A 26,722-nucleotide genomic window follows, 5' to 3' on the forward strand; every position below is an offset into this window, starting at 1 on the left:
GTAGGTGTCCAGGCCGATGCGGCCGGGGGCCGATTGCCAGACGGTGGCCTGCCGGCCCGGCGGCAGCGTGCGCAGTTCGGGCACCCACAGCTCGATGACGAACCGCCCGCCGGGTACGAGGTGGCGGGCGGCGTTGCGGAAGCACTCGACCTGCTCGGCCTGGGTGAGCAGGTTCGAGATGGTGTTGTAGACGAGGTAGACCAGGGTGTACTCACCGGGGGCGGTGGCGGTCGCCATGTCGCCGATGACCACCGGGATCGCCGGCCCTCCGGCCTTGGCCCGCAGTCGCTCCACCATGGGGCGGGACGAGTCGATGCCCGTGACGGGAACTCCCCGGCCGGCGAGCGGAACGGCCACCCGGCCCGTGCCGATGGCGAACTCGAGGGCCGCCCCGTCCCCCGCGAGCCGGGCCAGCCGCTCCACGGCCGGCCCCAGCACCTCGGGCGCGAACATGCCGGTGCCGGGCGTGTCATAGCGCCGGGCGGCGTCCGCGTTCCAGTTCTCCTTCTGGTCCATTGCACCAACGCTCCCCGTCGGCACGGGCGTTGTCCAATGCTTTACGTCACGGCTTGCGGGCGAGGCCGCCGTGCTCGGCGATGGTCACCGGCTCGGGACCGGAGGCGTCCGGACGCCACAGCTGGACCGAGACGACGCCGGGATCGACGAGTTCCAGCCCGTCGAAGAACGCCGTGATCTCGTCGACGGTGCGCAGGTTGTAGGGGATGGCGCCGCTCTTGTTGTACCCGTCCTGGGCCTGCTCGAAGTCCGGGTCGATGCCGCGCGAACCGTCGTTGATCGAGAGGTAACTGCCGGACGGGAGCGCGGCCATCAGCCGGGTGACGATGGAACGGGCCTGGTCGTAGTCCGCGATGTGCCCCAGGATGTTGCTGAGGATGAGGGCGGTGGGACGCGTGAGGTCCAGCGTCTGCCCCGCGGCCTCCAGGATACGGTCGGGCTCCAGGACGTTCGCGTCGACGTACGCCGTCGCCCCCTCCGGGGTGGAGTAGAGCAGCGCGCGGGCGTGGGCGAGCACCATCGGGTCGTTGTCGACGTAGACGATCCGGGAGTCCGGCGCGATCCGCTGGGCGACCTGGTGGGTGTTGTCGGCCGTGGGCAGCCCGGTCCCGATGTCCAGGAACTGGCGTATGCCCTGCTCGGCGGCCAGATAGGTGATGTTGCGCTGCAGGAAGGCACGGCTGCTGCGGGCGATGGTGACGATGCCGGGGAAGACGGCGGTGTAGGCGTCACCGGCTTCCTCGTCGACGGGATAGTTGTCCTTCCCTCCCAGCCAGTAGTTCCAGATGCGGGCCGAGTGCGGCACCGAGGTGTCGATCTTCTGTTGCGCTGATCCGGGCGCCGCGGCAGGGTCGGTCATGAGTACCGTCCGTAGTCGTTCGAGGGCTGTTCTGGCCAACGCATAATCTACGGTCCCACAGCACGTCGGCGCAGGCTTGTTCGACAGGGACACCGGGCGAGTCCACACCGGCCGGCCGGTGTGACGCCGGGGCCGCGGCTCGCCCTCGCACGGCGTGGCCGGACGAGCGGCGGGCACGGCCGGTCCCGTGCCCCCCGCTCGTCCGGTCAGCCGAGTTCCACGAGCAGGTCGCCGCCCTCCACCTGCTGGATCCGGTTGATCGCCAGCCGGGTGACCGTCCCGGACTTCTGGGCCGTGATGGAGGCTTCCATCTTCATCGCCTCGATGGTGGCCACGGTGGCTCCGGCCTCCACCTCGTCGCCCTCGGTGACCGAGAGGGTCACCACACCGGCGAACGGCGCCGCGACATGTCCGGGATTCGCCCGGTCGGCCTTCTCGGTGACCGGGATGTCGGAGGCCGCCGCCCGGTCACGCACCTGGATCGGCCGCAACTGCCCGTTCAGCGTGGACATCACGGTCCGCATGCCCCGCTCGTCGGCGTCGCCCACGGCCTGGAGCTCGATGAGGAGCCGGACACCGGGTTCGAGGTCGACGCTGTACTCCTTGCCCGGGCGCAGTCCGTAGAAGAAGTCCTTGCTGTCCAGGACGCCGGTGTCCCCGAAGGACTGCCGGTGCGTCTCGAACTCCCGTGTGGGGCCGGGGAAGAGGAGCCGGTTGAGGGTCGGCCAGCGGTCCTTCGCCAGCCCCTCCCGGTCGTCGGCGGACAGGTCCTGGACGGGCTTGGGCTCGGCGCGGCCGCGCAGGGCCTTGGTGCGGAAGGGCTCCGGCCAGCCGCCGGGCGGGGTGCCCAGCTCGCCGCGCAGGAAGCCGATGACGGAGTCGGGGATGTCGAAGCGGTCCGGATCCTCCTCGAAGTCCCGCGGGGACACGCCCGCGCCGACCAGGTGCAGGGCCAGGTCCCCGACCACCTTCGACGAGGGGGTGACCTTCACCAGGCGGCCGAGCATCCGGTCCGCGGCGGCGTACATCGCCTCGATGTCCTCGAAGCGGTCACCGAGGCCGAGCGCGATGGCCTGGGTGCGCAGGTTGGAGAGCTGGCCGCCGGGGATCTCGTGGTGGTAGACGCGCCCGGTCGGCGAGGCCAGGCCCGCCTCGAAGGGGGCGTAGACCTTGCGGACGCTCTCCCAGTAGGGCTCCAGATCGCCGACGGCGGCCAGGTCCAGGCCGGTGGGCCGCTCGGAGTGGTCGGTCGCCGCGACGAGTGCGGACAGCGAGGGCTGCGAGGTGGTGCCGGCCATGGACGCCACCGCCCCGTCGACCGCGTCCGCACCCGCCTGGATCGCGGCGAGGTAGGTGGCGAGCTGGCCTCCGGCGGTGTCGTGGGTGTGCAGGTGCACCGGCAGGTCGAACTCCCGGCGCAGGGCCGATACCAGGGTCGCCGCCGCGGGCGCCCGCAGCAGACCCGCCATGTCCTTGACGGCCAGCACGTGGGCGCCGGCCTCGACGATCTGCTCGGCCAGGCGCAGGTAGTAGTCGAGGGTGTAGAGGCGCTCGGACGGGTCGGACAGGTCGGAGGTGTAGCACAGGGCCACCTCGGCGACGGCCGTGCCGGTCTCGCGCACCGCGTCGATGGCGGGCCGCATCTGGGAGACGTCGTTCAGCGCGTCGAAGATGCGGAAGATGTCGATGCCGGTGGCCGCCGCCTCCTGGACGAAGGCGTCCGTGACCTCGGTCGGGTACGGGGTGTAGCCCACCGTGTTGCGCCCGCGCAGCAGCATCTGCAGGCAGATGTTCGGCACCGCCTCCCGCAGGGCGGCCAGGCGCTCCCACGGGTCCTCGGCGAGGAAGCGCAGGGCGACGTCGTACGTGGCGCCGCCCCAGCACTCCAGGGAGAGCAGTTCGGGCAGGGTGCGCGCCACCACGGGGGCGACGGCGAGCAGGTCCTTGGTGCGGACCCGGGTGGCGAGCAGCGACTGGTGGGCGTCACGGAAGGTGGTGTCGGTGACGCCGATGGACGGGGAGGAGCGCAGCCGGGCGGCGAAGCCCTCGGGGCCGAGTTCCAGCAGCCGCTGCCGGGAGCCGGCCGGCGGTTCGCCGGCGGGCAGGGGCGGCAGCTTCGTCAGCGGGTCGATCAGCTCGGGCCGCTCGCCGTGCGGCTTGTTCACCGTGACGTCGGCGAGGTAGGTGAGCAGCTTGGTGCCGCGGTCGGCGGAGTGGCGGGCCGTGAGCAGCTCCGGGCGCTGCTCGATGAAGGACGTGGTGACCTGTCCGGCCCGGAAGTCCGGATCGTCGAGGACCGCCTGGAGGAAGGGGATGTTGGTGGCGACGCCGCGGATGCGGAACTCGGCCACCGCGCGCCGGGCCCGGCCCACGGCGGCGGCGAAGTCCCGTCCCCGGCAGGTCAGTTTCACCAGCATCGAGTCGAAGTGGGCGCTGATCTCCGTACCGGCGTGGGTGGTGCCGCCGTCCAGCCGGATGCCGGAGCCGCCGGGCGAGCGGTAGGCGCTGATCCGGCCGGTGTCCGGGCGGAACCCGTTGGCCGGGTCCTCGGTGGTGATGCGGCACTGCAGCGCGGCGCCCCGCAGGGTGACGGAGTCCTGCGAGAGGCCGAGGTCGGCGAGTGTCTCGCCGGCGGCGATGCGCAGCTGCGACTGGACCAGGTCGACGTCGGTGACCTCCTCGGTCACCGTGTGCTCGACCTGGATGCGCGGGTTCATCTCGATGAAGACGTGGTTGCCGTCCCGGTCGAGGAGGAACTCCACGGTGCCCGCGTTGCGGTAGCCGATCCGGCGGGCGAAGCGGACCGCGTCGGCGCAGATGCGGTCGCGCAGTTCCGGGTCGAGGTTCGGGGCGGGCGCGAGTTCGATCACCTTCTGGTGGCGGCGCTGCACCGAGCAGTCCCGCTCGAACAGGTGGATGACGTCGCCCTCGGCGTCGGCGAGGATCTGCACCTCGATGTGGCGGGGTTCGACGACGGCCTTCTCCAGGAACACCGTGGGGTCGCCGAACGCGGACGCCGCCTCCCTGGACGCCGCCTCGATGGCCTCCCGCAGCTGGGCGGGGTCCTCGACGCGGCGCATGCCGCGTCCGCCGCCGCCCGCGACGGCCTTGACGAAGACGGGGAAGCCGATGCCCTCGGCGGCGCGGACGAGCTCGTCGACGTCGGTGGAGGGCGCCGAGGAGCCGAGGACGGGCACGCCGGCCTCCCGGGCGGCGGCCACGGCACGGGCCTTGTTTCCGGTCAGTTCCAGGATCTGGGCGCTGGGGCCGACGAAGGTGATGCCCGCCTCTTCGCAGGCCCTGGCCAGCTCCGGGTTCTCGGACAGGAAGCCGTAGCCCGGGTAGACGGCGTCGGCGCCGGCCCGTCGCGCGGCGCCGACGATCTCCTCCACGGAGAGGTAGGCCCGCACCGGGTGCCCCTGCTCGCCGATCTCGTACGCCTCGTCCGCCTTCAGGCGGTGCAGTGAGTTGCGGTCCTCGTGGGGGAAGACGGCGACGGTTCGGGCGCCCAGTTCAAAGCCCGCGCGGAACGCCCGAATCGCGATCTCACCGCGGTTGGCGACCAGCACCTTGCGGAACATTCTCGATCCCTTCAGCCTGCCGTTGACGAAGACCATCGTGTCGGTGGCAGGTCCGGTACGCCATGTGAGCCGGGCCACTCACACCTGGCCACCGAGGCGTGTGAGGGACCGCAGAGGAACGTTTCCCCTCCCCGGCCCCTCACACGTGTCAGTGGCTCCCGCCCGGACGGCGCACTACTCCGTGATCTTGAGCAGCCTGTTCGGGGTGCCGGAGCCGGGGTCGCCGATCGTGTCCGCGGTCGCTCCCGCGGTCAGCGCGGACGCCACCGCCGCCGGGTCGGCGCCGGGGTGACCGGCGAGGTAGACGGCGGCCGCGCCGGCCACGTGGGGGGAGGCCATCGAGGTGCCGGATATCGTCTTGGTGCCGCCGTCGCCGTCGTTCCAGGCGGAGGTGATGTCGGAGCCGGGCGCGTAGAGGTCCACCACCTTGCCGTAGTTGGAGAAGTCGGACTGGGCGTCGTCCTTGGTGCTGGAGGCGACCGTGAGGGCCTCGGGGACACGGGCGGGCGATCCCTGCCCCGCGTCGGTGGACTCGTTGCCGGCCGCGACGGCGAAGGTGACCCCGGAGGCGATGGCCTTCTGGACCGCCGCGTCGAGGGCCGGGTCGGCGCCGCCGCCGAGGCTCATGTTGGCGACGGAGGGGCCCTTGTGGTTCTCGGTGACCCAGTCGATGCCGGCGATGACCTGCTCGGTGGTTCCGGAGCCGTTGTCGTCCAGGACTCTGACCGCCACCACCTTCGCCTTCTTGGCCACTCCGTGCGCGGCGCCGGCGATGGTGGCGGCGACGTGTGTGCCGTGTCCGTTGCCGTCGTCCGCGGTGTCGTCGTTGTCGACGGCGTCGTAGCCGTGGGTCGCCCGGCCCTCGAAGTCCTGGTGCGTGACGCGTACGCCGGTGTCGATGACGTAGGCCGTGACGCCCTCACCGGCCCGGTCGGGGTAGGTGTACTTGCTGTCGCCCGCGGTGTCCGCCTGGTCGACCCGGTCCAGGCCCCAGGACGGCGGGTCGTCCTGGGTCGCGGTGGTGCGGAACGTGCGGTTGGCCACGACCGCGCCGACGGCCGGGTCCGCGGCGAGGCGCTTGGCCTCGGTCTCGCTCAGGCCGTCCGCGGCGAAGCCGTCGAGGGCCGCCCGGTAGGACCGGCTGAGCTCACCGCCGTACTCCTCGGCCAGGTCCTTCTTGGCGGCGGACGTCGTTTTTTCGTCGAGCAGGACGATGTAGCTGCCGGCGACCGCTCCTTCGGCGTTCAGGCCGAAGACGGTGCCCTGGGCGGGCTCGACGGCCTGGGCCGACGACGCCCCGAGCAGGGCTGTCGCGGCGGCGGCCGTCACCGCGCACGCGGCGGCGGTGACCTTCAGGGCGGCGGTACGCGTCTGATGTGTCATGAAGAGGGATCTCCTCGTCAGATGTGGGGGGTTGACCTCCGGCGCGGAGTGGCGCGGAAGCTGACGAGAAGACTGACTTTTTGTCGCGGTCAGTTCAATGGGCCGGTTCGGCGGCCGGGGCTGTGTGACGGTGGATCTCCACAACGTCCGCCCAAGTCCGAGCCAACCGCCGGACAAAAGCCGAGCTGAGCGCGTTGATCGAAACCCTCAAGGACCGACTGGGCGAGATCTGTGACCATCCCCTCACCCGACTCTCACGGCGGGCACGTTTGGTGCTGCCGTCGCCGCGCGGCGACGCCTGCGGGGAAGCCGGGGCGCGGCCCACCACTCCCCCGCCGGGCTGTCGTGCGGTCAGGCCTGACCGGTCTCGAAGCGGGTGATGCGGCCGTCGTCGTCCACGGTGAAGCTCCAGCGGGTGCGCATCTCGCCGTAGGTGTCGTTGCTGTAGCGGGCCACCAGGCGGCGGCCGCCGTCGGACTCGTTGTCGACGTCCATGTGACCGTGGGAGGAGAAGATCTCCCGGTCGGTCCACTCGACGAGGTCGCGTTCGGTGCCGTCGTCCGCCATGGTGGCGCCGGGCGCGAGGAGGGCCATGAAGCCCTCCCGGTCGTGGTGGTTGACGGCAGCGACGAAGGCACGCACGGCCGGGGTCGCTGAGACGGGTGATCTGAATGGTCATGTCTGCCAGCGTCGTACCGCCCACCGGGCCCCGCCACCCGCCGTCACCCGAACGGCGACCGGCGGCGCGCCCGCCCCGTCGTCGGGGTGCGACGGTGGTCGGGCCAAGCCACCGCTCCCGGGAGACGACGTGAACTGTGACGACCGACGCGATCTGGGACTGCTGCTGCTCCGGCTGGGAACGGGCGGGGTGCTCGCGGCGCACGGCGCGCAGAAGCTGTTCGGCTGGTTCGGCGGCGGCGGTATCGAGGGCACCGGTCAGTTCATGGAGTCCATCGGCTACGCGCCCGGCAGGGCCAGCGCCACACTGGCGGGCGTCGCGGAGGCGGGCGGCGGCACACTGCTCGCGCTCGGACTCGCCACCCCGGCGGCGGGCGCCGCGGCGGCAGGGGCGATGGCGGGTGCGTCCGCCGTACACGCGCCCAACGGCTTCTTCAACCAGGAGGGCGGCTTCGAGTACGCCGCCTCGCTCGGCCTGACGGCCGCCGGTCTCGCCGTCACGGGGCCAGGCCGGCTCTCCCTGGACCACGTCCTCGGCCACACGGCCAACCGGAACTGGATGCTTCCGGTGGCCTTCGCGGCGATCGGCGCGGGCACGGCGGTGATGCTGGGAGCGCGCAACCGGCGGCTCCGCAGGGCCAGGGAGGGCGAGCAGGAAGCGCTGTTCGAGTAACGGGCACCGGCCGGAGGGCGATGTCAGTGGCCCGTGCCAGGCTGTCCCCATGACTGACGATCTGTCTCCTCCCCCGCCCCGGGCGGCCGGTGCGGACCTGTGGGAGGCCATCGACGGCCTGTGCGGCTGGCTGGACGCCCACCGTCCCGACGACGGCCCGGACAGTGTGCCGCTGCGCATCCTGAAACTGTCCGAGGAGGTCGGCGAGGTCGCCCAGGCGGTGATCGGGGCGACCGGCCGCAACCCCCGCAAGGGCACCACGCACACGTGGGAGGACGTCCAGTCCGAGCTGTGCGACGTGGCCGTCACGGCCCTGGTGGCACTGCGCACGCTCACGCCCGACGCCCGAGGGGTCTTCACCCGGCACCTCGACGGTGTCACCCGCCGCTCCCTCGGCACGTAGCGGCGCTCGGGTGGAGCGCGCCCCCGCTCGGGCGCCGGCGCGCGGGGGCCGTCCCGGGCCCGTCGCCGGGGTCAGTCCCGGCGACGGGCGTCCTCCAGGTAGTGCAGTACGGCGGCGACGCGGCGGTCCGTACGGTCGGTGGGGGCCAGGTCGAGCTTGGCGAAGATGTTGCGGATGTGCTTGTGGACGGCGCCGTCGCTGACGACGAGCCGCTCGGCGATGGCCGTGTTGCCCAGTCCCTCCGCCATGAGCGCCAGTACGTCCCGCTCACGGGGGCTGAGCCGTTGCAGCCGGGCGTCCGGCCTTGTCCGGGTCAGGAGTTGGGCGACGACCTCGGGGTCGATGGCGGTGCCGCCGTCCGCCACCCGGTGCAGCGCGTCGAGGAACTCCTCGACCCGTCCGACCCGTTCCTTCAGCAGGTAGCCGAGCCGGGCGGTGCCCTGGGCGAGCAGATCCGTCGCGAAGGCCTGCTCGACGTACGCGGACAGGACGAGGACGGCGAGTTCCGGTCGCCGCCGCCGGGCCTCCACGGCCGCTGTGATCCCCTCGTCCGTGTGGGTGGGCGGCATCCGCACGTCGACGATCGCGACGTCCGGCTGCTCCGCGTCGACGGCGTCCAGGAAGACGTCGGGATTTTCCGCCGTGGCCACCACGTCCAGCGACTCGGCGCGCAACAGCAGGGCGAGCCCTTCGCGCAGCAGGGCGTCGTCCTCGGCGATCACGATCCGCATGGCAGTGTCACCTTCAGGGTGGTGGGGCCGCCGGGTGGGCTGGCCAGTTCGAGTGTTCCGTCGTGCGCCTCGGTGCGGCGCCGCATGCCGGTGAGGCCGGATCCGTTCCGCTCGTCGGCGCCTCCGCGGCCGTCGTCGCGGACCTCCACGTGCAGGCGGTCGTCCAGGCGGCGCACCACGACCGCGGCCTCGTGTGCTCCGCTGTGCCGGGCGATGTTGGTGAGGGCCTCGGCGACCACGTAGTACGCCGTCGCCTCCACCGCCGCCGCGCACCGGCCGGGCACGTCGGCGTCGAGGTGACAGGGCACCGGGCAGTCGGCCGCCAGGGCGGTGAGGGCGTCGGGCAGGCTGCGGTCGACGAGGACCGGCGGGAGGATGCTGCGGACCACGCCGCGCAGTTCGGCGAGGGCCTGTTCGGCGGCGTCCTGGGCGCGGGCCAGGACGGCGTCGGCCTCGCGCGGGTCCCGGGCCAGGGCGCGGCGGGCCGCGCCGAGCAGGACGGTGACCGCGACGATGCGGTTCTGTGTGCCGTCGTGCAGCGCGCGCTCCACCCGCCGCAGTTCGGTGGCGTGGGCGTCGAGGGCGGCGGCCCTGGTGGCGGTGAGCTCCGCGACCCGCAGCACGAGGTCGGTCCCGCGGTCCGGGGTGAGCAGCCGCCGGCCGGGCCTGGCCTGCAGCCGCGCGAGCGCGGGCGCGCCCGCCACGATGACGCCGACCCACACCACGCCGAGCAGGGTGACGAGCAGCGCTCCGGGCCAGTCGCGCACGGTCCACCAGCCCGCCGCCGCGGTGGCCTCGCTCTCCGGCAGGAGGTGCCAGTACAGCGGGAAGGTGATGTCGTGGGCCGCGTTCAGCGGCAGCGTCGCCCCGACCAGTCCGAGGAACAGGCCGAAGAAGGCGTGGGTGCATGCCCAGCGCACCTCACGGCGGACGGCGCGGTCGGTGACCGCGGCCCGCAGCCCGGCCGGCAGCGGCGCCGGGCCGATGACCTCCGGGCCCCAGCGCGACAGGCGGGCCCGCTCCCGGTCGGCGACGGCCCGCACCGCGTGCAGGGCGGACGGCAGCAGCCACAGGCCCACCCCGACGAGACAGGCCACGGCGGTCAGGGCCAGCCACAGCGCGGCGAGCAACGCCAGCAGGCCGGTGGCCAGACCGCCGATCAGGTGCTCCAGGGCATCCAGCGCCGTCCGGGCACGCGCGGACGCGGCCCCTGCCCGTCCCGTGCGGCCGTCCGCCGGACGGCCGTCGGTCGTCGCCATCCGCACCTCCCCGGCACGGAGGATAGAACGCCCGGCACCGGGCCCGCCCGGCCGTCCGCCGACCGGTACGCGGACGGTGCCGCCGCGGGCCCGGGAGCGGACGGGTGTGGCACGGTCGGGGGCCCGGTGGGCGGGGCTCACTCGCGGATGCCGATGCCCTCGACCGGCGGGGTGCGCAGGACCCGGCCGACGGGCAGCAGGGTGGCGACGAGGGCCAGCGCGACGGTGCCGGCGACGACGGCGACCATCCCGGCGGCCGGGACGTGGGGGACGCGCTGCGCGGACACGGCGTTGACGATCGTGGTGAGGGTGACGGCCGCGATCGACCCGCCGACGACGAGCGCCGCGCCGAGCAGTCCGGCCTGTTCGGCGTGCACCATCCGCCTCAGCTGGCCGCGGGTGACCCCGGCCAGGCGCAGCAGGGACAGCTCCCGGGTGCGGGCGAGGGCGGCCATGGCGAGCGTGTTGGCGGCGGCCAGGACCGCGTAGCCGACCAGGACGGCGACGAGCAGCCTGTTCAGCCAGCCGCCGACGGCCAGGTCGTGGGCGAGTTCGCCGGTGAGCCGGTCGGCGTCCACCACGGCCGCGGCCGGGTACCGGCGGGCGAGATCGGCCAGGGCGGTGCCGGTGCCGGCGTCCGGTGCGGTGCGGATGAGCACCTGGTCGTCGAGTCCGGTGACGGTGTGCCCGGTCAGGGTCCGGGTGTGGAGGGTGACGTCACCGAAGCCCCAGCCGCGTTCGTACAGGGCGACGACGCGCAGGGTCGCGGGTGTTCCGTCGCCGAGCCACAGTTCGGCCTCGTCCCCGAGCTTCCAGCCGGCGGCGTCCGCCTGTGCCGAGGACACCGCCACGGTGCCCTCGCGCAGACCGGCGAGGCTGCCGGAGCGGACCTTCAGATCGAGGGTCCGCTCCACACCCTCCGGATCGATGCCCTGGGCCACGACGGTCCGCGCCTCCAGCCGGCCCGGCACGACGACGGAGGTGCGGCGCACACCGGTCGCCGCGACCACACCGGGGATCCGGCGGGCCTCGGCGGTGGCGGAGGCGAGCAGTCCGGTGGCGCTGGTCAGGGCGTGCTGGGCGAGGACGCCGTCGCGGCTCTCGACGGCCGTCTGCCGCTGGAGGTTGTCCTGCAGGAACCACACGGTGCCGCCGAGGCCGACGGAGAGCACGAGGGCGGTGAGGACGGCGACCGTGCCGCGGGCGCCCGCCCGCAGGTTCGCCGCCGCGAGGTAGCCGCTGTTCCCCCAGACGGTGCGCAGGACGGGCCCGAGCAGCCGGGCCGCTGCCAGGTTGATCCAGGGCGCCAGGAGGGCGGTGCCCAGCACGAACGCGTAGAGCATGCCCATCGCCGCGCCGAGTGCGCTCTGGCCGTCGGTGGCTCCGGTGAGCCCGGTCAGCGAGACCGCGGCGACGAGGCACACCAGACCGGTCACCAAACGCGCTCTGCTGCCGAGTCCTCGCTCGACGGCCGTTTCCCCGAGGGCTTCGGTGGGCCGGATCCGGGTGACGCGCAGCGCCGCGACCCAGGTGGCGAGCAGGGCCACCGAGGCGACGGCCACGGTCACGGCGGCCGCGGACGCCGGCCCGCCCGCCACGGTGAAGTCGCCGGGCACGAACTGCCGGGTGACGAGTTCGTCACGGAGGAGTCCGGTGGCGAGCAGTCCCGCCGGGACGCCGACGACGGTGGCGAGCAGGGCGAGCAGGCCCGTCTCGGCGAGGAGCATCCGGCGCACCTGGCCCGGGGTGGCGGCGACGGCCCGCAGCAGGGCGAGGTCGCGGCGCCGGTGCCGTACCGACAGGCCCACGGTACCGGCGACGACGAAAACGACGATCATCGCGGCGTAGCCGCCGAAGGCGCCGCCCGCCTGGACGGTGAGCGCGCGTGCGGCGGCGGCCTCGGGTTGCCCGGCCAGTCCGCGCTCGTCACCGGTGTAGGTCCGGGCGTCCGCTCCGTCCGCGATCCGGCGCACCCCGGCGAGGACGGCCGTGTGGTCCGCGTCCGGTTCGGCCAGGACGCCGATGGCGTCGAAGCGGCCCGGGTGCGGGTCGAGTGCGGCGGCCCGCGCGTCCGTGAAGAACAGCGCCGCCCGCTCTCCCGTCGCGCCGTCCGTCCCGACCACACCGCTCACCCGGTACCGGCGGCTCTCTCCCCCGGTGAGGATGTCCGTGCTGTCGCCGGGGGAAAGCCCCGTACGGTCGGCGAGCCGGGCGTCCACGGCGATCTCCCCGTCGGTGCGCGGCGGGGCACCGGAGATCAGCCGGTGCGGGGCGAGGGCGGCGCTCGCCCAGCCGTGTCCGGTGGTGGGCAGGTCCGGGGCGGCGGTCGTGACGACCGTGACCGACCGGTCGCCCACCACGCGCGCCACACCGGGCACGGCGGCCAGGTCACCGGCCAGTTCCTCGGCCACACCGCCGCGTTCGGGAAGGGCGACGGTGGTGTACTCGGTCTCGCCGAACACCGTGGGACCTGCCACCCGCAACTCCCGGTCGGCGACCACCGCGAGGGTCGCCTCGTAACGCTGGGGCACACCCTTGTACCGCAGGCCCGACTCCACGAACAGGGAGCAGGTCATCAGGACGGCGACGCCGGCGGCGAGCGCGACGAACGTGGCGGTGAAGGAGCCCTTGCGGAAGCGCACCATCTGCGCGGCGAGGTGCAGCACGGCTCAGCCCTCCCGGGTCGCGACGGGCTGCCGGCGGCCCGGCAGTGCCAGGTGTTCGGCGATCCGCTCGACTCCGGGCCGGGGCATGTCCTCGACGATCCGCCCGTCGGCGAGGACCACCACGCGGTCGGCGCAGGACGCGGCGACCGGGTCGTGGGTCACCATGACGACGGTCTGTCCGGCCTCGTCGACCGCTGAGCGCAGCAGGGCGAGGACGTCGGCCGCTGCGCGGGTGTCCAGGGCTCCGGTGGGCTCGTCGCAGAAGATGACGTCCGGGCGGGTGACGAGCGCCCGGGCGATCGCCACGCGCTGTTGCTGGCCGCCGGAGAGCTGTGCCGGCCGGTGGTGCAGCCGGTCGCCCAGTCCGGTCCTTGCGATCACCTCGGCGAGCCAGGCCGGGTCCGGCCGGCGGCCCGACAGGCGTGAGGGCAGCAGGATGTTCTGCTCCACGTTCAGCGCAGCCACCAGGTTGTACGCCTGGAACACGAACCCGACGCGGCTTCGGCGCAGTTCGGTCAGCCGCTTCTCGGACATCGAGGACAGGTCGGTGCCGCCGATCCGCACCGTTCCCGAGGCGGGCCGGTCCAGCCCCGCCGCGCAGTGCAGGAGGGTGCTCTTGCCGGATCCGGACGGCCCCATGACGGCCGTCGCGGTGCCGCGCTCGAACACGGCGCTGACGTCGTCCAGTGCCACGACCGGCTGGTCCGTGCCGTACGTCTTGCGTACGCGGTCGAGGCTGACGGCGGCGTCGGCCGGGCTCACTGACATGGTGGGGCGCCTTCCGGGCGGAGCTTCTCGCGGGACTGTCACGACGGTAGGAGCCGCGGGTTCCGCCGCCCATGCAGCCAGCGACCGGATGCGGGTGGTGCAGGCACTACCCCGTGTGACGCGGTACCCGAGCGCATGCGCCGGTGGACGCGGGGTTCCGTCGCGTCCTCGGTGCTCTCGCCGGGGCGGTTTCCGGGGGCGGCCGCTCCCGGGGGATCATGGATGCATGGTCGAAACCCTGCCCGACGCGGCGGAGCCCCAGCCCTGGCACGCCCTTCCTCCCGCCGACGCCCTGAAGCACTTCGGGGTGGAACCGTCCGCGGGCCTCTCCGCGTCCGAGGCGGCCCGGCGCGAGGAGCGCCACGGCGCCAACCGGCTCGCCGAGGCGCCGCGTGAGCCTCGCTGGCGTGCCTTCCTGCGCCAGTTCCAGGACCTGCTGATCGTGATCCTGCTGGTCGCCGCCGTGGTCAGCCTGGTGGTCACCCGGGAGTGGGAGACGCCGGTCGTCATCGCCCTGGTGGTCCTGCTCAACGCGACCATCGGTTTCGTCCAGGAGTCGCGCGCCGAGGCGTCGCTGGAAGCACTGAAGAAGATGCTCGTCACCACGGCCTCCGTACGGCGTGACGGCGGCCTGGTCCGGCTGGACGCCGCCGGACTCGTGCCCGGGGACGTGGTGGTGCTGGAGGCCGGGGACCGGGTGCCGGCGGACGGACGGCTGCTGTCGGCGACCGCGCTGGAGGTCCAGGAGTCCTCGCTCACCGGTGAGGCGCAGTCGGTACCGAAGTCGGCTCACGCCGAGGTGGCCCCGCGGGCCGCGCTGGGCGACCGCACGACCGCCGTCTTCATGAACACGACCGTCACCCGGGGCCGGGGCGAGTTCCTGGTCACCGCGACGGGCATGCACACCGAGACCGGGCGGATCGCCCACATGCTGCACGAGGCGGAGCCGGAACCCACCCCGCTGCAGCGGCAGATCGCGAGCCTCGGCCGCACCCTCGCCCTCATCGCGGGCGCCGTCATCGTGGTCGTCTTCCTGCTGGGGCTCCTGCGCGGCCAGGACTTCGGCGACCTGTTCATCAGCGCCGTCTCGCTCGCGGTCGCCGCCATCCCCGAAGGGCTGCCCGCCGTCGTCGCGTTCACCCTCGCCATGGGCACCGGGCGGATGGCCGCGCGCGGCGCGGTCGTCAAGCGGCTCGCTTCGGTCGAGACACTCGGCAGCACCTCGCAGATCTGCACCGACAAGACGGGCACTCTGACGCTCAATCAGATGACCGCCCGGGAAGTGCGTTTCGCTGACCGCAGGTTCACCGTCTCGGGCGAGGGCTACTCGTCCGACGGACGGATCAGGACGACCGACGGGCAGCCCCTTGCCGGCACGGTCGACGAGGCGCTGATCGCCATGGCACTGTGCTCGGACGCCGAGCTGAGGGACGGCGACATCGTCGGCGACCCCACGGAGGGCGCGCTGGTGGTGCTGGCGGAGAAGGGCGGCGTCGACGTCGGCGCGCTGCGCTCCCGGCGGCCCCGGGTGCGCGAGATTCCGTTCGACTCCGACCACAAGTTCATGGCGACGTTCCACCGCTGGACGGACGACACGGGCCGCGATGTCGTGCGCTGCTTCGTCAAGGGCGCCCCGGACGTCCTGGCCGGGCGTGCGGACCGGTACCTGTCCGGTGACGGTGTGACGCCGTTCGGGGACACGGAGCGCGAGCGGTACGACGGGGCGAACGCGGCACTGGCGGAGCAGGGGATGCGGGTGCTCGCCGTGGGCGTGGCGGACTTCGCGCCCGAGGACGTCGACGGCGCCGGTGACCTCAAGGGCCTGCTCGACCGGATCGTGCTGACGGCGCTGGTGGGGATCGTCGACCCGCCGCGGCCGGAGGCGAAGCAGGCCATCGCCGAGTGCCGGGACGCGGGCATCCGGGTCCGTATGATCACCGGGGACCACGCGGTGACGGCCGCGGCCATCGCCCGGGAGCTGGGCATCCCCGGCGGCGCCGTCACCGGTGACGACCTGGACCGGATCGACGACGACGGCGAGCTCGCCCGCCGCCTCGACGACACCGGCGTCGTCGCCCGGGTCTCACCCGCCCACAAGATCCGTATCGTGCGGGCGCTGCAGGGGCGGGGCGACGTGGTCGCCATGACCGGTGACGGGGTGAACGACGCCCCGGCGCTGCGCAAGGCCGACATCGGCGTCGCCATGGGACGCAGCGGCACGGAGGTCACCAAGGAAGCCTCCACGATGGTCCTCACCGACGACAACTTCGCCACGATCGTCAGCGCGGTCCGCGAGGGCCGGGGCATCTACGACAACATCGTGAAGTTCACCCGGTTCCAGTTGTCGACCGCACTCGGCTTCGTGCTCGTCTTCCTGATCGCCTCGCTGACCGGGATCGCGGGCGGTGCGCCGTTCACCGCGCTGCAGATCCTCTTCGTCAACCTCGTGATGGACGGGCCGCCCGCGATGTCGCTGGGCGTCGACCCCGTCAGCCACGACGCGATGACCCGGTCGCCGCGCCCCGCGCGCGAGCGCATCCTGACCCGCGAGCGGCTCAAGCGGATCCTGCTGGCGAGTTCCGTGATGGCGGCCGGCACCTTGGCGGTGCTGGCGCTGGCTCCGGGGCCCGAGCCGGTGCTGGGGGAACCGACCACCGCGGGCACCATGGCGTTCGTGACGTTCGTGTTCTTCCAGGCGTTCAACCTGCTCAACGTGCGTCATCCCACCCGCAGTGTGCTCAGCCGCGAGACGCTGTCCAACACGTCGGCCTTCGTCGCCACCGGCGCCGTGATCCTGCTGCTGGCCCTGGTGGTCGAGGTGGACGCGGTGCACGGGTTCTTCACCACGACGGACCTGACCGCCGGACAGTGGCTGGTGTGCGCGGCGGTGGGCTCGGCGATCCTCGTGGCGGGCGAGCTCCTCAAGGCCGTGCTGCGGGCCCGCGCGAGGTCGTGACCCGCCCCGCGCCGTGGCTGGGCGTGGTGATCGAGTGGTGGGGGTCCGGGGGCGCGCGTACGGTCGAACGGTGGCTTCCCGAAAGGGCGACCCCGCATGACCAGTCGACCCCGTCCCACCTCCGCGCCGCAGCACACCACCCGTGACAGCGGCGGCGGGAACGCGATGGCCCTGCTGGTCATCGCTTCCTGTCAGCTGATGGTGGTGCTGGACATCACCATCGTGAACATAGCGCTTCCGGACATCCAGCGCTCCCTGGACTTCTCGACCACCAGTCTGTCCTGGGTGGTCAACGCCTACACACTCACCTTCGGCGGGCTGCTGCTGCTCGGCGGCCGGGCCGGCGACATCCTCGGCAGACGGCGCGTCTTCGTCTTCGGTGTGCTGCTGTTCGTGCTGGCGTCCCTGCTCGGCGGGCTCGCCCAGAGCCCCGGCCAACTGCTGGCCGCGCGCGCCCTGCAGGGCGTCGGAGGCGCCATCGCCTCGCCCACGTCCCTCGCCCTCATCAGCACCACCTTCCGCGAGGGACCGGAGCGCAACCGGGCCTTCGGGGTGTTCGCCGCCGTGTCGGCGGGCGGCGGCGCGATCGGACTCCTCGCCGGCGGCATGCTGGTCGAGTGGCTGAACTGGCGGTGGGTGCTCTTCGTGAACGTCCCGATCGGGCTCCTCATCGCCCTCGCCACGCCGCGCTACATCAAGGAGTCCCAGCGCCATCCGGGCCGCTTCGACATCACCGGCGCCCTGACCTCCACCGCCGGCATGGTGCTGCTGGTGTACGGGTTCATCAGGGCCGCCCAGGACGGGTGGAGGGACACCCTCACCCTGGTCTCGTTCGCGGCTGCCGTCGTCATCCTCGCCCTGTTCGTACTGGTCGAGCGGAGGTCCCGGCAGCCGATCACTCCGCTGCACATGTTCGCGGACCGGAACCGGGCGGGCACGTACGGCATCATGCTGTGCCTGGCCGCGGCGATGTTCGGCATGTTCTTCTTCCTGACGCTCTACGTGCAGAACGTGCTGGACTTCAGCCCGCTGCGCGCGGGGCTCGCCTTCCTGCCGGTCAGCGTGGTCATCGCGATCGGCGCGGGGCTCGCCTCGCGGTTCCTGCCCGTGTACGGGCCCAAACCCTTCATGGTGGTGGGCGGCCTCCTCGCCGCGGCGGGTCTGGGCTGGCTGACCCTGACCGACGTCGACTCCACGTACGCGGGCAGTGTCCTCGGTCCGATGCTGGTGTTCAGCCTCGGCATGGGCATGGAGTTCGTGTCGCTGACGCTCATGGCGCTGTCGAACGTCGCCGTCCGGGAGACGGGGGCCGCCTCCGGACTGCTCAACGCCACCCAGCAGGTCGGGGGCTCGCTCGGCCTGTCCATCCTGGTCACGATGTACGGCACGGCGAGCGGCAACGAGGCGGAGGAACAGGTCCCGCGGTTCCTGCAGCAGGCCACCCCCGCCGAGCGCCTGCAGTTCCGGCGCACCGGGGAGCTGCCGGCGCCCTGGGCGGACGAGGTGTTGACCGCGGGTGTCTCCGCCGCGTTCGTCACGGCGGCCGTGTTCGCCGCGGTGGCCGCGCTGATCGCCGTACTGGCCATTCAGGTGCGCCCCTCCGACCTGCAGCGCCTCCAGGGCGACGCGGTGCCGGTCCGGAGTGAGGAAGGAGACCGATGATCTTCATCACCGCCAGGTTCCCGGTCCGTCCCGAGGACGCCGACCAGTGGCCGCGGATCGCCGCGGACTTCACCGCGGCGACCCGTGCGGAGCCGGGCTGCCTGTGGTTCGACTGGTCCCGCAGTGTCGAGGATCCGACGGAGTACGTCCTGGTCGAGGCCTTCCGCGACGAGGAGGCGGGCGCCGCCCATGTGCGGTCGGAGCACTTCCGGACGGCACAGCGGAACCTGCCGCCGCACCTGGCCGCGACACCACGGATCGTCAACGCGTCGGTCCCGCAGGACGACTGGTCGGAGCTGGGCGAGATGAGCGTGTCCGGGCAGGAGTGAACCGGTCTCAGTGCCCGTGCCGCGGCACCCTCAGGTCCGTGACCACCGGCCGGTGGTCGGACGCCTCCGTCGCCACGGTGCGGGCACCTCTCACCCCGATGCCGGGTGAGACGGTGACCAGGTCGATGCGCTTGACCGGACCGGCCGCCGGATAGGTGTCGCCCGCGTCGGGCGCGGCGTCGCGCAGCCGGTGCCACAGCGGCGCCAACTCGGGTGCGCCGGGCTCGGCGTTGAAGTCGCCGACGAGGACCTTCGGCCCGCGGTCCTCGGACAGCACGGCGAGCATGTCCGCCACTTGGGCGGCGCGGACGGAGGGGTCGGCCCGGTGGTCGAGGTGCGTGGAGTAGACGTGCACCCGTGTGCCCCGCACGTCGACCACCACTTCGGCGAAGCCGGGAGCCGGAGCCGGCACCGGGTCGGGCGACTGGGTGGAGAGCCGGGTGATCTCGTGGTTCTCCGCGCGAAGCACCGGGTGGCGGCTCAGCACCGCGACGCCGTACTGCCGGCGTTCGCCGTCCTGGCCGGCGGGTTCGAGGTCGTAGATCGGGGCGAAGAACACCCGCATGCGGAGCTTCTCGGCCAGCGCGCGCGCCTCGTCGGCGAACTCGCTCCGGGCGCCCCAGTGCACGTCGACCTCCTGGAGGCCGATCACGTCGGCGTGCAGAGCGCTCAGGGCGTCCGCGGTGCGGTCGAGGTCGAAGACCTGGTCCTGTCCCGCCCCGGCGTGGATGTTGTACGTCGCCACCCGCAGCGGGACCGCGGGGGCCGGGGAGCCGGGGGCTCCGGCGGCCCCCGCTGTCGCGGGGGCCGCCGTGGCCAGCAGCACGGTGGCGAGTGCGGCGGTGGCACGGGCGGGGCGTCGGAATCTGGGCATGCCTTCTCCAGGTCGCGTCGGGGTGGGACGGTTCCGAGCGGTCGGGCTGAGCGACCGGGTGTCCGGTCACCCGCAGAATGGAAGCACAGGTGCTCCACGCCCACCGGGCTTCGCCACGAACCCCGGTGCCCGGGGCCCGACTCCGGTCACGGCAGGCTCCCGTGGGCGGGGCGTCGCGGCACGGTACGGCGATCCGCTGAGCCCTCGACGCCCGGGAACCGCTCGCCGGCGGGGGTGCAGTCGGTGACGGCGCGGACGGTGCTCCCTCGTGGCGCACGGCGCGGTGAGGAGCGCGGGGCGCACGTGGCCGGCGTGCCCACGGGGACGCCGGGGCCCGCCCGACAGCAGGTCCCGGTGACGCTTCTCGGCACAGGCCGGCCGCAGCCCGCGGGCACCACGTTGTCGTGCCGCTGGGGCGTGATGGTCCGCGCCGGCGGGGCGCGGACCGCGACCGGCTGCTTAGGCGGGGCCGGCTCGCTCGGCCCCGGGCCGCCTCACCGTCTCGGGTGCCGTCCCGACACGTCGCACGGGGGGCCGTCGCACCGGATCCGCGGCCGGTGCCTCCGTGCCGGGCCCCCTCACCGCACGCCGTCCCACGCACACCCATGCCCCCGAGGTGACCCGGGCCGCGCCGCCGTCTTCCCGGTCGATTCGGACAAGCCTCGCGCCGTCGTTCAGACCCTCTCGGTCACCCGGCCCGCTGGAGCGGGCGGCTGAGTGGCCGTGGGGGCGTCCGGCTCCGCGTTGAGGTCCGTGAGCATGGTCTTCGTGAAGCCGAAGAAGTAGGTCGCCAGGAAGCCCGCCACGTAGCCGACGAAGAGCCCGGCGGCATAGACGGCGACCGTCCGTCCCAGGCCGTGGCTGCCGTCGAGGAGCGGGAAGAGCGCCCATCCCGAGGGTCCGATCGCGGTGGAGCCGACATCCGTGCCCAGCTGGTTGAAGAGGCCGACGAACGCGCCGCCGAAGGCACCGCCCGCACAGGCGGTGACGAACGGCCGGCCCAGGGGCAGGGACACGCCGTAGATGAGGGGCTCCCCGACTCCGAGGAAGCCTGGCCAGAGCGCCGACTTGATCGTGGTGCGGACGGAGGTGTTGCGGGGCAGGCGCAGGTGGATCGCGATCGCGGCGCCGACCTGCCCCGCGCCCGCCATCGCGAGGACGGGCAGCAGGACGGTGAAGCCCGCCCCCTCGATCAGCGTGGTGTGAATGGGGATCAGGGCCTGGTGCAGACCCAGCATCACCAGGGGCAGGAAGAGACCGCCGAGGAGGAAGCCGGCGCCCGCGCCACCGTGGGTCAGCAGCCAGTCGGCGGCGTCACCGATCCAGGCGGAGACCTCGCCGGCGAGGAACATCAGGCCGAAGAGGGTCGCCAGCCCTGCCAGGAGCACGGTGACGGTGGGCGTCACCAGGACGTCGACGGACTCGGGCACCCGGCGGCGGCACCACTTCTCCACCCGCACGGCGAGCCACGCGGCGCCCAGCGCGCCGAGCACACCGCCCTGGCCCGGGGAGAGGTGCCGGCCGAACACCTCCACGTCGGCGACCCCCGCGTAGACGATGATCGACGCGACGGCGCCGCCGAGGACGGGCGTGCCGCCGAACTCCTTGGCCGTGTTGTAGCCGACGAACACGGTGATCAGCGCCATGAACCCGGAGGCGATGGCCGCCAGTGCCGGGGTCATCGCGGGCAGCCAGTGCAGGTTGACCAGGAGGCCGTTCAGGCCCGCAATGATGCCGCAGCCGATGAGCGCGGGGATCAGGGGCACGAAGATGTCGGCGATACGGCGCAGGAACAGTCTGACCGGTGTGGCGTTCTTCGCCTTGCGTTCCGCCCTGAGCGCGGCACCGTGCGCCGCGAGGCCTTCCGCCGTCACCGGACCCGTTCCGGGGTCCGCCGCAGTCTGCCCGGTCCCGGCCCGCTCCGCCTCGACCAGGACCTCGAACTCCGGGGTGACCCGCGCGACCGCGCCCGGCCCCAGCACGATCTGGTACGTGTCGTCCTCGACGACGCCCATGACCGCCGGCAGCGCCTTGAGTCGCTCGTCCTGGACCAGGGACCGGTCGCGCAGTCCCAGTCTCAGCCGGGTCATGCAGTGGGCCACCGAGGTCACGTTGTCCGCGCCTCCGATCAGCGGGAGGAGGGCGGCGGCGGTGGCGTGATGCTTGTTCTCGTCGCTCATGATGCGCTCGTGCCTTGCTGTGAGGTGGGGCTCTTTCGACAGGCGGCTGTGGTGTCGTGGGGTACGGCGTAGAAATTTTCTTTCGGGCATCTCGCCTGAGGTGAAAGGTATTTTCAGCGCCCGCGGTCGTCAAGATCCGCCGGCGACGGGGGCGCCGGCCGCGGCCGGGGAAAGCCCGACTGCGCCTCACCCGGGTGGCGGTGGGGGCCGGCCGTGTCGGCACCGTGTGGAATGGCGGCATGAACACCGACGAACACGGCGCCGAGCGCCCCGAGCGCGCCCGCCCCACGCCCCAGAGCCTGACCGGAGTCGGCCTGGCCGTCCTCGACCGGGGCGGTCGCGTCCTGCTCGGGCTCGGCCACGACGGGAGGTGGGAGCTCCCCGGCGGCAAGGTGGACGCCGGGGAGGACTTCGAGACCGCCGCGGCACGGGAGCTGGCGGAGGAGACGGGACTCACGGTGCCCGCGACGGCCGTACGGGTCATGGCGGTTGCCGTCGACGGCCTCCGGGGGCTGACCCGCGTCACGGCCGCGGCGGTCACCGAAGGAGCGGTGGGGGCGCCCCGGGTGACCGAGCCGGACAAGATCGTGCGCTGGGAGTGGTTCGCGCGCGAGGAGGTGCCCTCCGCGCTGTTCGCTCCGACCGCCTCGGTCCTGGACTGCCTGTGGCCCGGGCCAACTCCCCGCGGGGCGGCGGAGGTGCGCCGTTACCGGGTCGCCGGTGACGTCGCACAGATCACACACTCCTAAATATGAATCCCTAATGCCAATTATCTAGGATGGGGTCCGCGATCACCGAAGCATCCAGGCAAGGAGCCGGCGCATGCTCTCCACCCAGTCGGTCCCCGTCGTCCGGGCCACCCTCCCGGCCGTCGGGGCCTCCCTCAGCTCCATCACCGAGCTGTTCTACCGCCGCATGTTCGAGGAGCGCCCCGAGCTGCTGCGCGACCTCTTCAACCGCGGGAACCAGGCCAGCGGCGCCCAGCGCGAAGCCCTCGCCGGCGCCGTCGCCGCGTTCGCCACCACGCTGGTGGAACGGCCCGGCGAGCGGCCCGACGCGATCCTCGGACGCATCGCCCACAAGCACGCCTCGCTCGGCATCACGGCGGACCAGTACACCCTCGTGGGGCGACACCTCATGGGCGCCGTCGGCGAGGTGCTGGGGGACGCGGTGACGCCCGAGGTGGGGGCCGCCTGGGACGAGGTGTACTGGCTCATGGCCAACGCCCTCATCGCCATGGAGGCACGGCTGTACGCGGGGGCCGGGGTGGAGGACGGCGCCGTCTGGCACGACATGGAGATCGCGGAGCGCGTCGAGGAGTCCCTCGACACCGCCTCCTTCGAACTGCGCCGGCCCGACGGACGTCCCACCGAGCCGTTCGCTCCCGGCCAGTACGTCAGCGTGCAGGTCGAACTGCCCGACGGGGCCAGGCAGATACGCCAGTACAGCCTCTCCACCGCCCCGGCCCGCAAGTCGTGGCGGATCACCGTCAAGCGGGAGCGCTCGGTGGACGGCCGGGTCCCCGAGGGCGAGGTGTCGTCCTGGCTGCACGCCCATGCCCGCCCCGGCGACATCGTGAAGGTCTCGCTGCCCTTCGGTGACCTCGTACTCCCCGAGGGCGACGGCCCGCTGCTCCTCGCCTCGGCCGGCATCGGCATCACGCCCATGCTGTCGATGCTGGACCACCTGGCGAACGCCTCGGCCGAGCGGCAGGTCACGGTCGTCCACGCCGACCGCTCCCCCGCCCACCACGCACACCGGCTGGAACTGGACGACCTCGTCAGCCGGCTCCCGGGCGGCACCCTGCATCTGTGGTACGAGCAGCCGGAAGGACTCGCCGCACCCCACGTCGGCACGGGCCTGGCCGACGTCACCGGGCTGGCCCTGCCCGAGGGCGTCACCGCCTTCCTGTGCGGCCCGCTGCCCTTCATGCAGGCCGTCCGTGGTGACCTGCTCACCCGGGGGGTCGCGCCGAAGGACATCCACTACGAGGTGTTCGGTCCCGACCTCTGGCTCAGCAAGTAGCACACGGAAGGGGGCGGGCCGCCGGATGGGCGGCCCGCCCCCCTTCCTGTCAGCGGATGCGTTCCCAGCCGCGCTGGGGGGCGCGGGAGCCGAGCCGGCTGTCGCGGCTGCGGTAGACGATGTAGGGACGCGTGAGGTAGCCCAGGGGCGCTGTGAGCATGTGGACGAGCCGCGTGAAGGGCCACGCGGCGAAGAGCAGCAGGGCGCTCAGGGCGTGGAGCTGGAAGAGGACCGGAATGCCGGTCATCAGGTCCGGGTCGGGCTGCAGGTAGAAGATCGAGCGGAACCAGGGGGAGATGGTCTCCCGGTAGTTGTAGCCCCCGCCGACGATGTTCGCGGCCACGGTCGCGGCCAGACCGAGCACGATGGTCAGGGTCAGCGAGAGGTACATGGCCTTGTCGTTGCGGGTGGTGGCCGAGAAGACCGGGCCGACGGTGCGCCGCCGGTAGATCAGGATGGCCACACCACCGAGGGTGCAGACGCCGGCGATGGTGCCGAGGACGACGGCGACGACGTGGTAGGTGTGCTCGCTGATGCCTGCGGCGTCGGTCCAGCTCTCGGGGACGAGCAGTCCGCCGATGTGCCCGAGCAGCACGACGAGGATGCCGAAGTGGAACAGCGGGCTGCCGATGCGCAGCAGGCGGCGTTCGTAGAGCTGGGAGGAGCGGGTGGTCCAGCCGAACTTGTCGTAGCGGTAGCGCCAGACGTGACCGAGGACGAACACCGCGAGGCTGACGTAGGGCAGTACGACCCACAGCAGGATGCCTCCGGTACCGGACTCCACCGCCAGGTCCAGGTGTTGCTGGGACGTGGTCATCGGGGACCTCCGGCGGACGGGGCGGGCATGTACTGGGGCGGCGCGTAGGGGTCGAGGCCCACCTGTTCCTCCGGCGGGCCCTCGGCGGCGAGCCGGGCGACGGCGTCGCGTTCGTCGCCGCCGAGCGCGGGCAGGGTCGCGGAGACGGAGCTCAGCAGGTCGGCCCAGGGCGACTTCTCGTCACGGAGGGCCAGGCGCAGCAGTTCCAGGCCGGCCCGGTGTTCGGTGAGCAGGCGCAGGCCGGTCGCCGGGTCGGTGGCGGCGAACTCCAGGACGACCGCCAGGTGGTCGGGCAGTTCGTCGTCGGTGAGGCGCCAGCCGGCCCGGGCGTAGGTCTGCTTCAGGCGCACCAGGGCCAGACCCCGTTTGCGGGTGTCGCCGTGGGCGTAGTAGGTGAGGTACGGGCAGCAGCGTTTGCGGTGGTCGAAGGTGGCCACGTAGGCGGCTGCCAGGGCCTCGGGGCCGGTGTCCTCGGCCTGCTCGAGGAAGCGGAGCAGGGGTGCGCGCACCTCGGCGGGCAGCGCGGGGGCCGCCCGCCGGGCCATCGACAGGTGTGCCGTCTGGTTCTCGTCCGGGTAGCCCAGGAGCAGGGACTGGAGCTGCCAGGCGTAGGTGTGCCAGGGCTGGACGCGCTGCGCGGGCCTGAGTGTGAGCTTGTTCCTCATGGCTTCGGTCCGACCTCTCCGCCGCTGTCGGGGCTGTCCGGGCGGTCGCCGTTCCCGGGCGGGAAGAGGCCGGGCGGACTGCCCTTGCCGTCCCAGTTGAGGAGGTTGACGCGGGTCTCCTTGCCGTCGGGGGCCGCCGGGGTGTCCGAGAGCTGGCGGTCGCGCAGCGCGCGGTAGTTCTCCACCGCGACGGGCGCCGCGCCGCCGGACGCCTCGCCGAAGGGACCGGATCCCCCCATGCCGGGGCCGCCCTCGTAGTCGAGGCTGCACTCGGTGGCCAGTTCCTCGAGGCTGTGGGCCTGTTCGGCGTGGGCGGCGGGGATGACGTAGCGCTCGTCGTACTTGGCGAGGGCGAGCAGCCGGTACATGTCGTACATCTGCTCCTCGCCCATGCCGACCGCCTCGGGGATGGAGGCGTCCGGTTCGCGGCCGAGGTTGATGTCGCGCATGTAGGCGCGCATGGCGGCGAGGCGCCGCAGCACGGCGTCCACGGGTGCCGGGTCGCCGGCGGTGAACAGCTGGGCGAGGTAGTCGACGGGGATGCGCAGGGCGTCGACGGCGGCGAAGAGGTTGCGGTGGTCCTCGGCGTCCCGGCCGGTGTCGCGGACGGCGTCGACGACCGGGGACAGCGGCGGGATGTACCAGACCATGGGCATGGTGCGGTACTCCGGGTGCAGCGGCAGGGCCACCTTGTACGTGTTGATCAGGGCGTGGATCGGGGAGCGCTGGGCGGCCTCGATCCAGTCCCGCGGGATGTCCGCCTTCTCCGCCGCGGCGATCACCTCGGGGTCGTTCGGGTCGAGGAAGACCTGCCGCTGGGCCTCGTACAGACCGGTGTCGTCGGGGGTGGAGGCGGCTTCCAGCACCTTGTCGGCGTCGTAGAGGACGAGTCCGATGTAGCGCAGCCGGCCGACGCAGGTCTCGGAGCAGACGGTGGGCAGGCCGACCTCGACGCGGGGGAAGCAGAAGGTGCACTTCTCGGCCTTGCCGGTGCGGTGGTTGAAGTACACCTTCTTGTACGGGCAGCCGGTGATGCACATGCGCCAGCCCCGGCAGCGGTCCTGGTCGACCAGGACGATGCCGTCCTCCTCGCGCTTGTAGATCGCGCCGGAGGGACAGGAGGCCGCGCAGGACGGGTTGAGGCAGTGCTCGCAGATGCGCGGCAGGTAGAACATGAAGGTCTGCTCGAACTCGAGCTTGATCTTCTCCGAGACCTGGTTGAGCAGGACGTCCTTGTCGCCGTGCTCGGAGGATCCGCCGAGGTCGTCGTCCCAGTTCGCCGACCAGGAGATCTTCATGTCCTTGCCGGTGATGAGGGACTTGGGCCGGGCGACCGGTGTGTGCTCCTGCAGCGGGGCGTTGGTCAGGGTCTCGTAGTCGTACGTCCAGGGCTCGTAGTAGTCGTCGAGCGACGGCAGGACGGGGTTGGCGAAGATGGTGATCAGCTTCTTGAAGCGGCCTCCCGCCTTGAGCGCGAGCCTGCCCTTCTTGTTCAGCTCCCAGCCGCCGCGCCACTGCTCCTGGTCCTCGTAACGGCGCGGGTATCCCTGACCGGGGCGGGTCTCCACGTTGTTGAACCACACGTACTCGACGCCGGTGCGGTTGGTCCACGCCTGCTTGCAGGTGACCGAGCAGGTGTGGCACCCGATGCACTTGTCGAGATTCATCACCATCGCCATCTGGGCCATGACGCGCAT

The 26,722-nt window shown here is 72.7% G+C and carries 20 protein-coding genes and 1 pseudogene; 7 read left to right on the top strand and 14 right to left on the bottom strand.

From position 1 onward, the window contains the following. The 5 genes and pseudogenes from ACZ6A9_RS28170 to ACZ6A9_RS28190 all read right to left on the bottom strand — a co-directional run. The coding region (locus ACZ6A9_RS28170; RefSeq protein ID WP_468990810.1) for a class I SAM-dependent DNA methyltransferase at window positions 1-516 on the bottom strand (516 nt) is incomplete at its 3' end. Window positions 517-562: 46 nt separating this feature from the next. Beyond that, window positions 563-1,375 (bottom strand): SAM-dependent methyltransferase, encoded by an 813-nt coding sequence (locus ACZ6A9_RS28175; RefSeq protein WP_468990812.1) that lies wholly within the window; start codon window positions 1,373-1,375, stop codon window positions 563-565. 206 nt (window positions 1,376-1,581) lie between these two features. Then, the gene (locus ACZ6A9_RS28180; protein ID WP_468991269.1) at window positions 1,582-4,956 is read right to left on the bottom strand and encodes a pyruvate carboxylase; all 3,375 of its coding nucleotides are present in this window, start codon (window positions 4,954-4,956) and stop codon (window positions 1,582-1,584) included. A gap of 174 nt (window positions 4,957-5,130) precedes the next feature. Next, window positions 5,131-6,339, bottom strand: coding sequence for a S8 family peptidase (locus ACZ6A9_RS28185; protein ID WP_468990815.1), 1,209 nt, complete (start codon window positions 6,337-6,339; stop codon window positions 5,131-5,133). A gap of 351 nt (window positions 6,340-6,690) precedes the next feature. Next, window positions 6,691-7,018, bottom strand: a pseudogene (locus tag ACZ6A9_RS28190) (nuclear transport factor 2 family protein). Between the two features lie 129 nt (window positions 7,019-7,147). Between ACZ6A9_RS28190 and ACZ6A9_RS28195 the strand changes: the two are divergent. Further along, a complete protein-coding gene (locus ACZ6A9_RS28195; protein ID WP_468990817.1) occupies window positions 7,148-7,690 on the top strand; it encodes a DoxX family protein in 543 nt (180 codons plus the stop codon). A gap of 49 nt (window positions 7,691-7,739) precedes the next feature. Then, complete coding sequence (locus ACZ6A9_RS28200) at window positions 7,740-8,093, top strand: MazG-like family protein (RefSeq protein WP_468990821.1); 354 nt, start codon at window positions 7,740-7,742, stop codon at window positions 8,091-8,093. A gap of 71 nt (window positions 8,094-8,164) precedes the next feature. Here the strand turns inward: ACZ6A9_RS28200 and ACZ6A9_RS28205 are convergent, their stop codons facing one another. From ACZ6A9_RS28205 to ACZ6A9_RS28220, 4 genes are all read right to left on the bottom strand, one after another. Continuing rightward, window positions 8,165-8,824 (bottom strand): response regulator, encoded by a 660-nt coding sequence (locus tag ACZ6A9_RS28205; protein ID WP_468990824.1) that lies wholly within the window; start codon window positions 8,822-8,824, stop codon window positions 8,165-8,167. Further along, on the bottom strand, window positions 8,812-10,083 hold the full coding sequence (locus tag ACZ6A9_RS28210; protein ID WP_468990827.1) for a sensor histidine kinase: 1,272 nt from the start codon (window positions 10,081-10,083) through the stop codon (window positions 8,812-8,814). The genes ACZ6A9_RS28205 and ACZ6A9_RS28210 overlap by 13 nt, the downstream gene beginning before the upstream one ends. 137 nt (window positions 10,084-10,220) lie before the next feature. Next, window positions 10,221-12,749: an FtsX-like permease family protein gene (locus tag ACZ6A9_RS28215; RefSeq protein WP_468990832.1), complete on the bottom strand. Its 2,529-nt coding sequence runs from the start codon at window positions 12,747-12,749 to the stop codon at window positions 10,221-10,223. A 3-nt stretch (window positions 12,750-12,752) separates the two neighbouring features. Next, window positions 12,753-13,517, bottom strand: coding sequence for an ABC transporter ATP-binding protein (locus ACZ6A9_RS28220; protein WP_468990836.1), 765 nt, complete (start codon window positions 13,515-13,517; stop codon window positions 12,753-12,755). 226 nt (window positions 13,518-13,743) lie between these two features. On the opposite strand from ACZ6A9_RS28220, the gene ACZ6A9_RS28225 reads away from it, so the two are divergent. The 3 genes from ACZ6A9_RS28225 to ACZ6A9_RS28235 all read left to right on the top strand — a co-directional run bounded on the left by ACZ6A9_RS28225 (window position 13,744) and on the right by ACZ6A9_RS28235 (window position 18,464). Beyond that, on the top strand, window positions 13,744-16,473 hold the full coding sequence (locus tag ACZ6A9_RS28225; RefSeq protein WP_468990839.1) for a cation-translocating P-type ATPase: 2,730 nt from the start codon (window positions 13,744-13,746) through the stop codon (window positions 16,471-16,473). A gap of 96 nt (window positions 16,474-16,569) precedes the next feature. Then, window positions 16,570-18,135, top strand: a complete 1,566-nt coding sequence (locus ACZ6A9_RS28230; protein WP_468990842.1) for an MFS transporter — start codon at window positions 16,570-16,572, stop codon at window positions 18,133-18,135. Continuing rightward, window positions 18,132-18,464, top strand: a complete 333-nt coding sequence (locus ACZ6A9_RS28235) for a putative quinol monooxygenase (protein WP_468990847.1) — start codon at window positions 18,132-18,134, stop codon at window positions 18,462-18,464. The genes ACZ6A9_RS28230 and ACZ6A9_RS28235 overlap by 4 nt, the downstream gene beginning before the upstream one ends. A gap of 7 nt (window positions 18,465-18,471) precedes the next feature. On the opposite strand, the gene ACZ6A9_RS28240 is transcribed toward ACZ6A9_RS28235, so the two are convergent. Further along, window positions 18,472-19,338 carry an endonuclease/exonuclease/phosphatase family protein gene (locus ACZ6A9_RS28240; RefSeq protein WP_468990850.1) on the bottom strand — a complete coding sequence of 289 codons (867 nt, stop codon included), beginning with the start codon at window positions 19,336-19,338 and terminating at the stop codon, window positions 18,472-18,474. Window positions 19,339-20,012: 674 nt separating this feature from the next. Continuing rightward, window positions 20,013-21,518, bottom strand: coding sequence for a PTS transporter subunit EIIC (locus tag ACZ6A9_RS28245; protein WP_468990853.1), 1,506 nt, complete (start codon window positions 21,516-21,518; stop codon window positions 20,013-20,015). Window positions 21,519-21,757: 239 nt separating this feature from the next. Between ACZ6A9_RS28245 and ACZ6A9_RS28250 the strand changes: the two genes are divergently transcribed. Further along, a complete protein-coding gene (locus ACZ6A9_RS28250) occupies window positions 21,758-22,267 on the top strand; it encodes a nucleotide triphosphate diphosphatase NUDT15 (RefSeq protein WP_468990857.1) in 510 nt (169 codons plus the stop codon). 73 nt (window positions 22,268-22,340) lie between these two features. Then, entirely contained in the window at window positions 22,341-23,543 is a 1,203-nt protein-coding gene (locus ACZ6A9_RS28255) for a globin domain-containing protein (protein WP_468990859.1), read from the top strand. A 49-nt stretch (window positions 23,544-23,592) separates the two neighbouring features. Here ACZ6A9_RS28255 and narI read toward each other — a convergent pair whose 3' ends face one another. From narI to narH, 3 genes are read right to left on the bottom strand one after another with little or no spacing between them, the layout of a single operon-like run. Then, window positions 23,593-24,360, bottom strand: coding sequence for a respiratory nitrate reductase subunit gamma (narI, locus tag ACZ6A9_RS28260; RefSeq protein ID WP_468990862.1), 768 nt, complete (start codon window positions 24,358-24,360; stop codon window positions 23,593-23,595). Continuing rightward, the gene (narJ, locus tag ACZ6A9_RS28265; RefSeq protein WP_468990864.1) at window positions 24,357-25,025 is read right to left on the bottom strand and encodes a nitrate reductase molybdenum cofactor assembly chaperone; all 669 of its coding nucleotides are present in this window, start codon (window positions 25,023-25,025) and stop codon (window positions 24,357-24,359) included. Before narJ ends, narI begins: the two co-directional genes overlap by 4 nt. Then, on the bottom strand, window positions 25,022-26,722 hold the full coding sequence (narH, locus tag ACZ6A9_RS28270) for a nitrate reductase subunit beta (RefSeq protein WP_468990867.1): 1,701 nt from the start codon (window positions 26,720-26,722) through the stop codon (window positions 25,022-25,024). Before narH ends, narJ begins: the two co-directional genes overlap by 4 nt.

This window comes from Streptomyces sp. NPDC041124 (assembly GCF_055592385.1).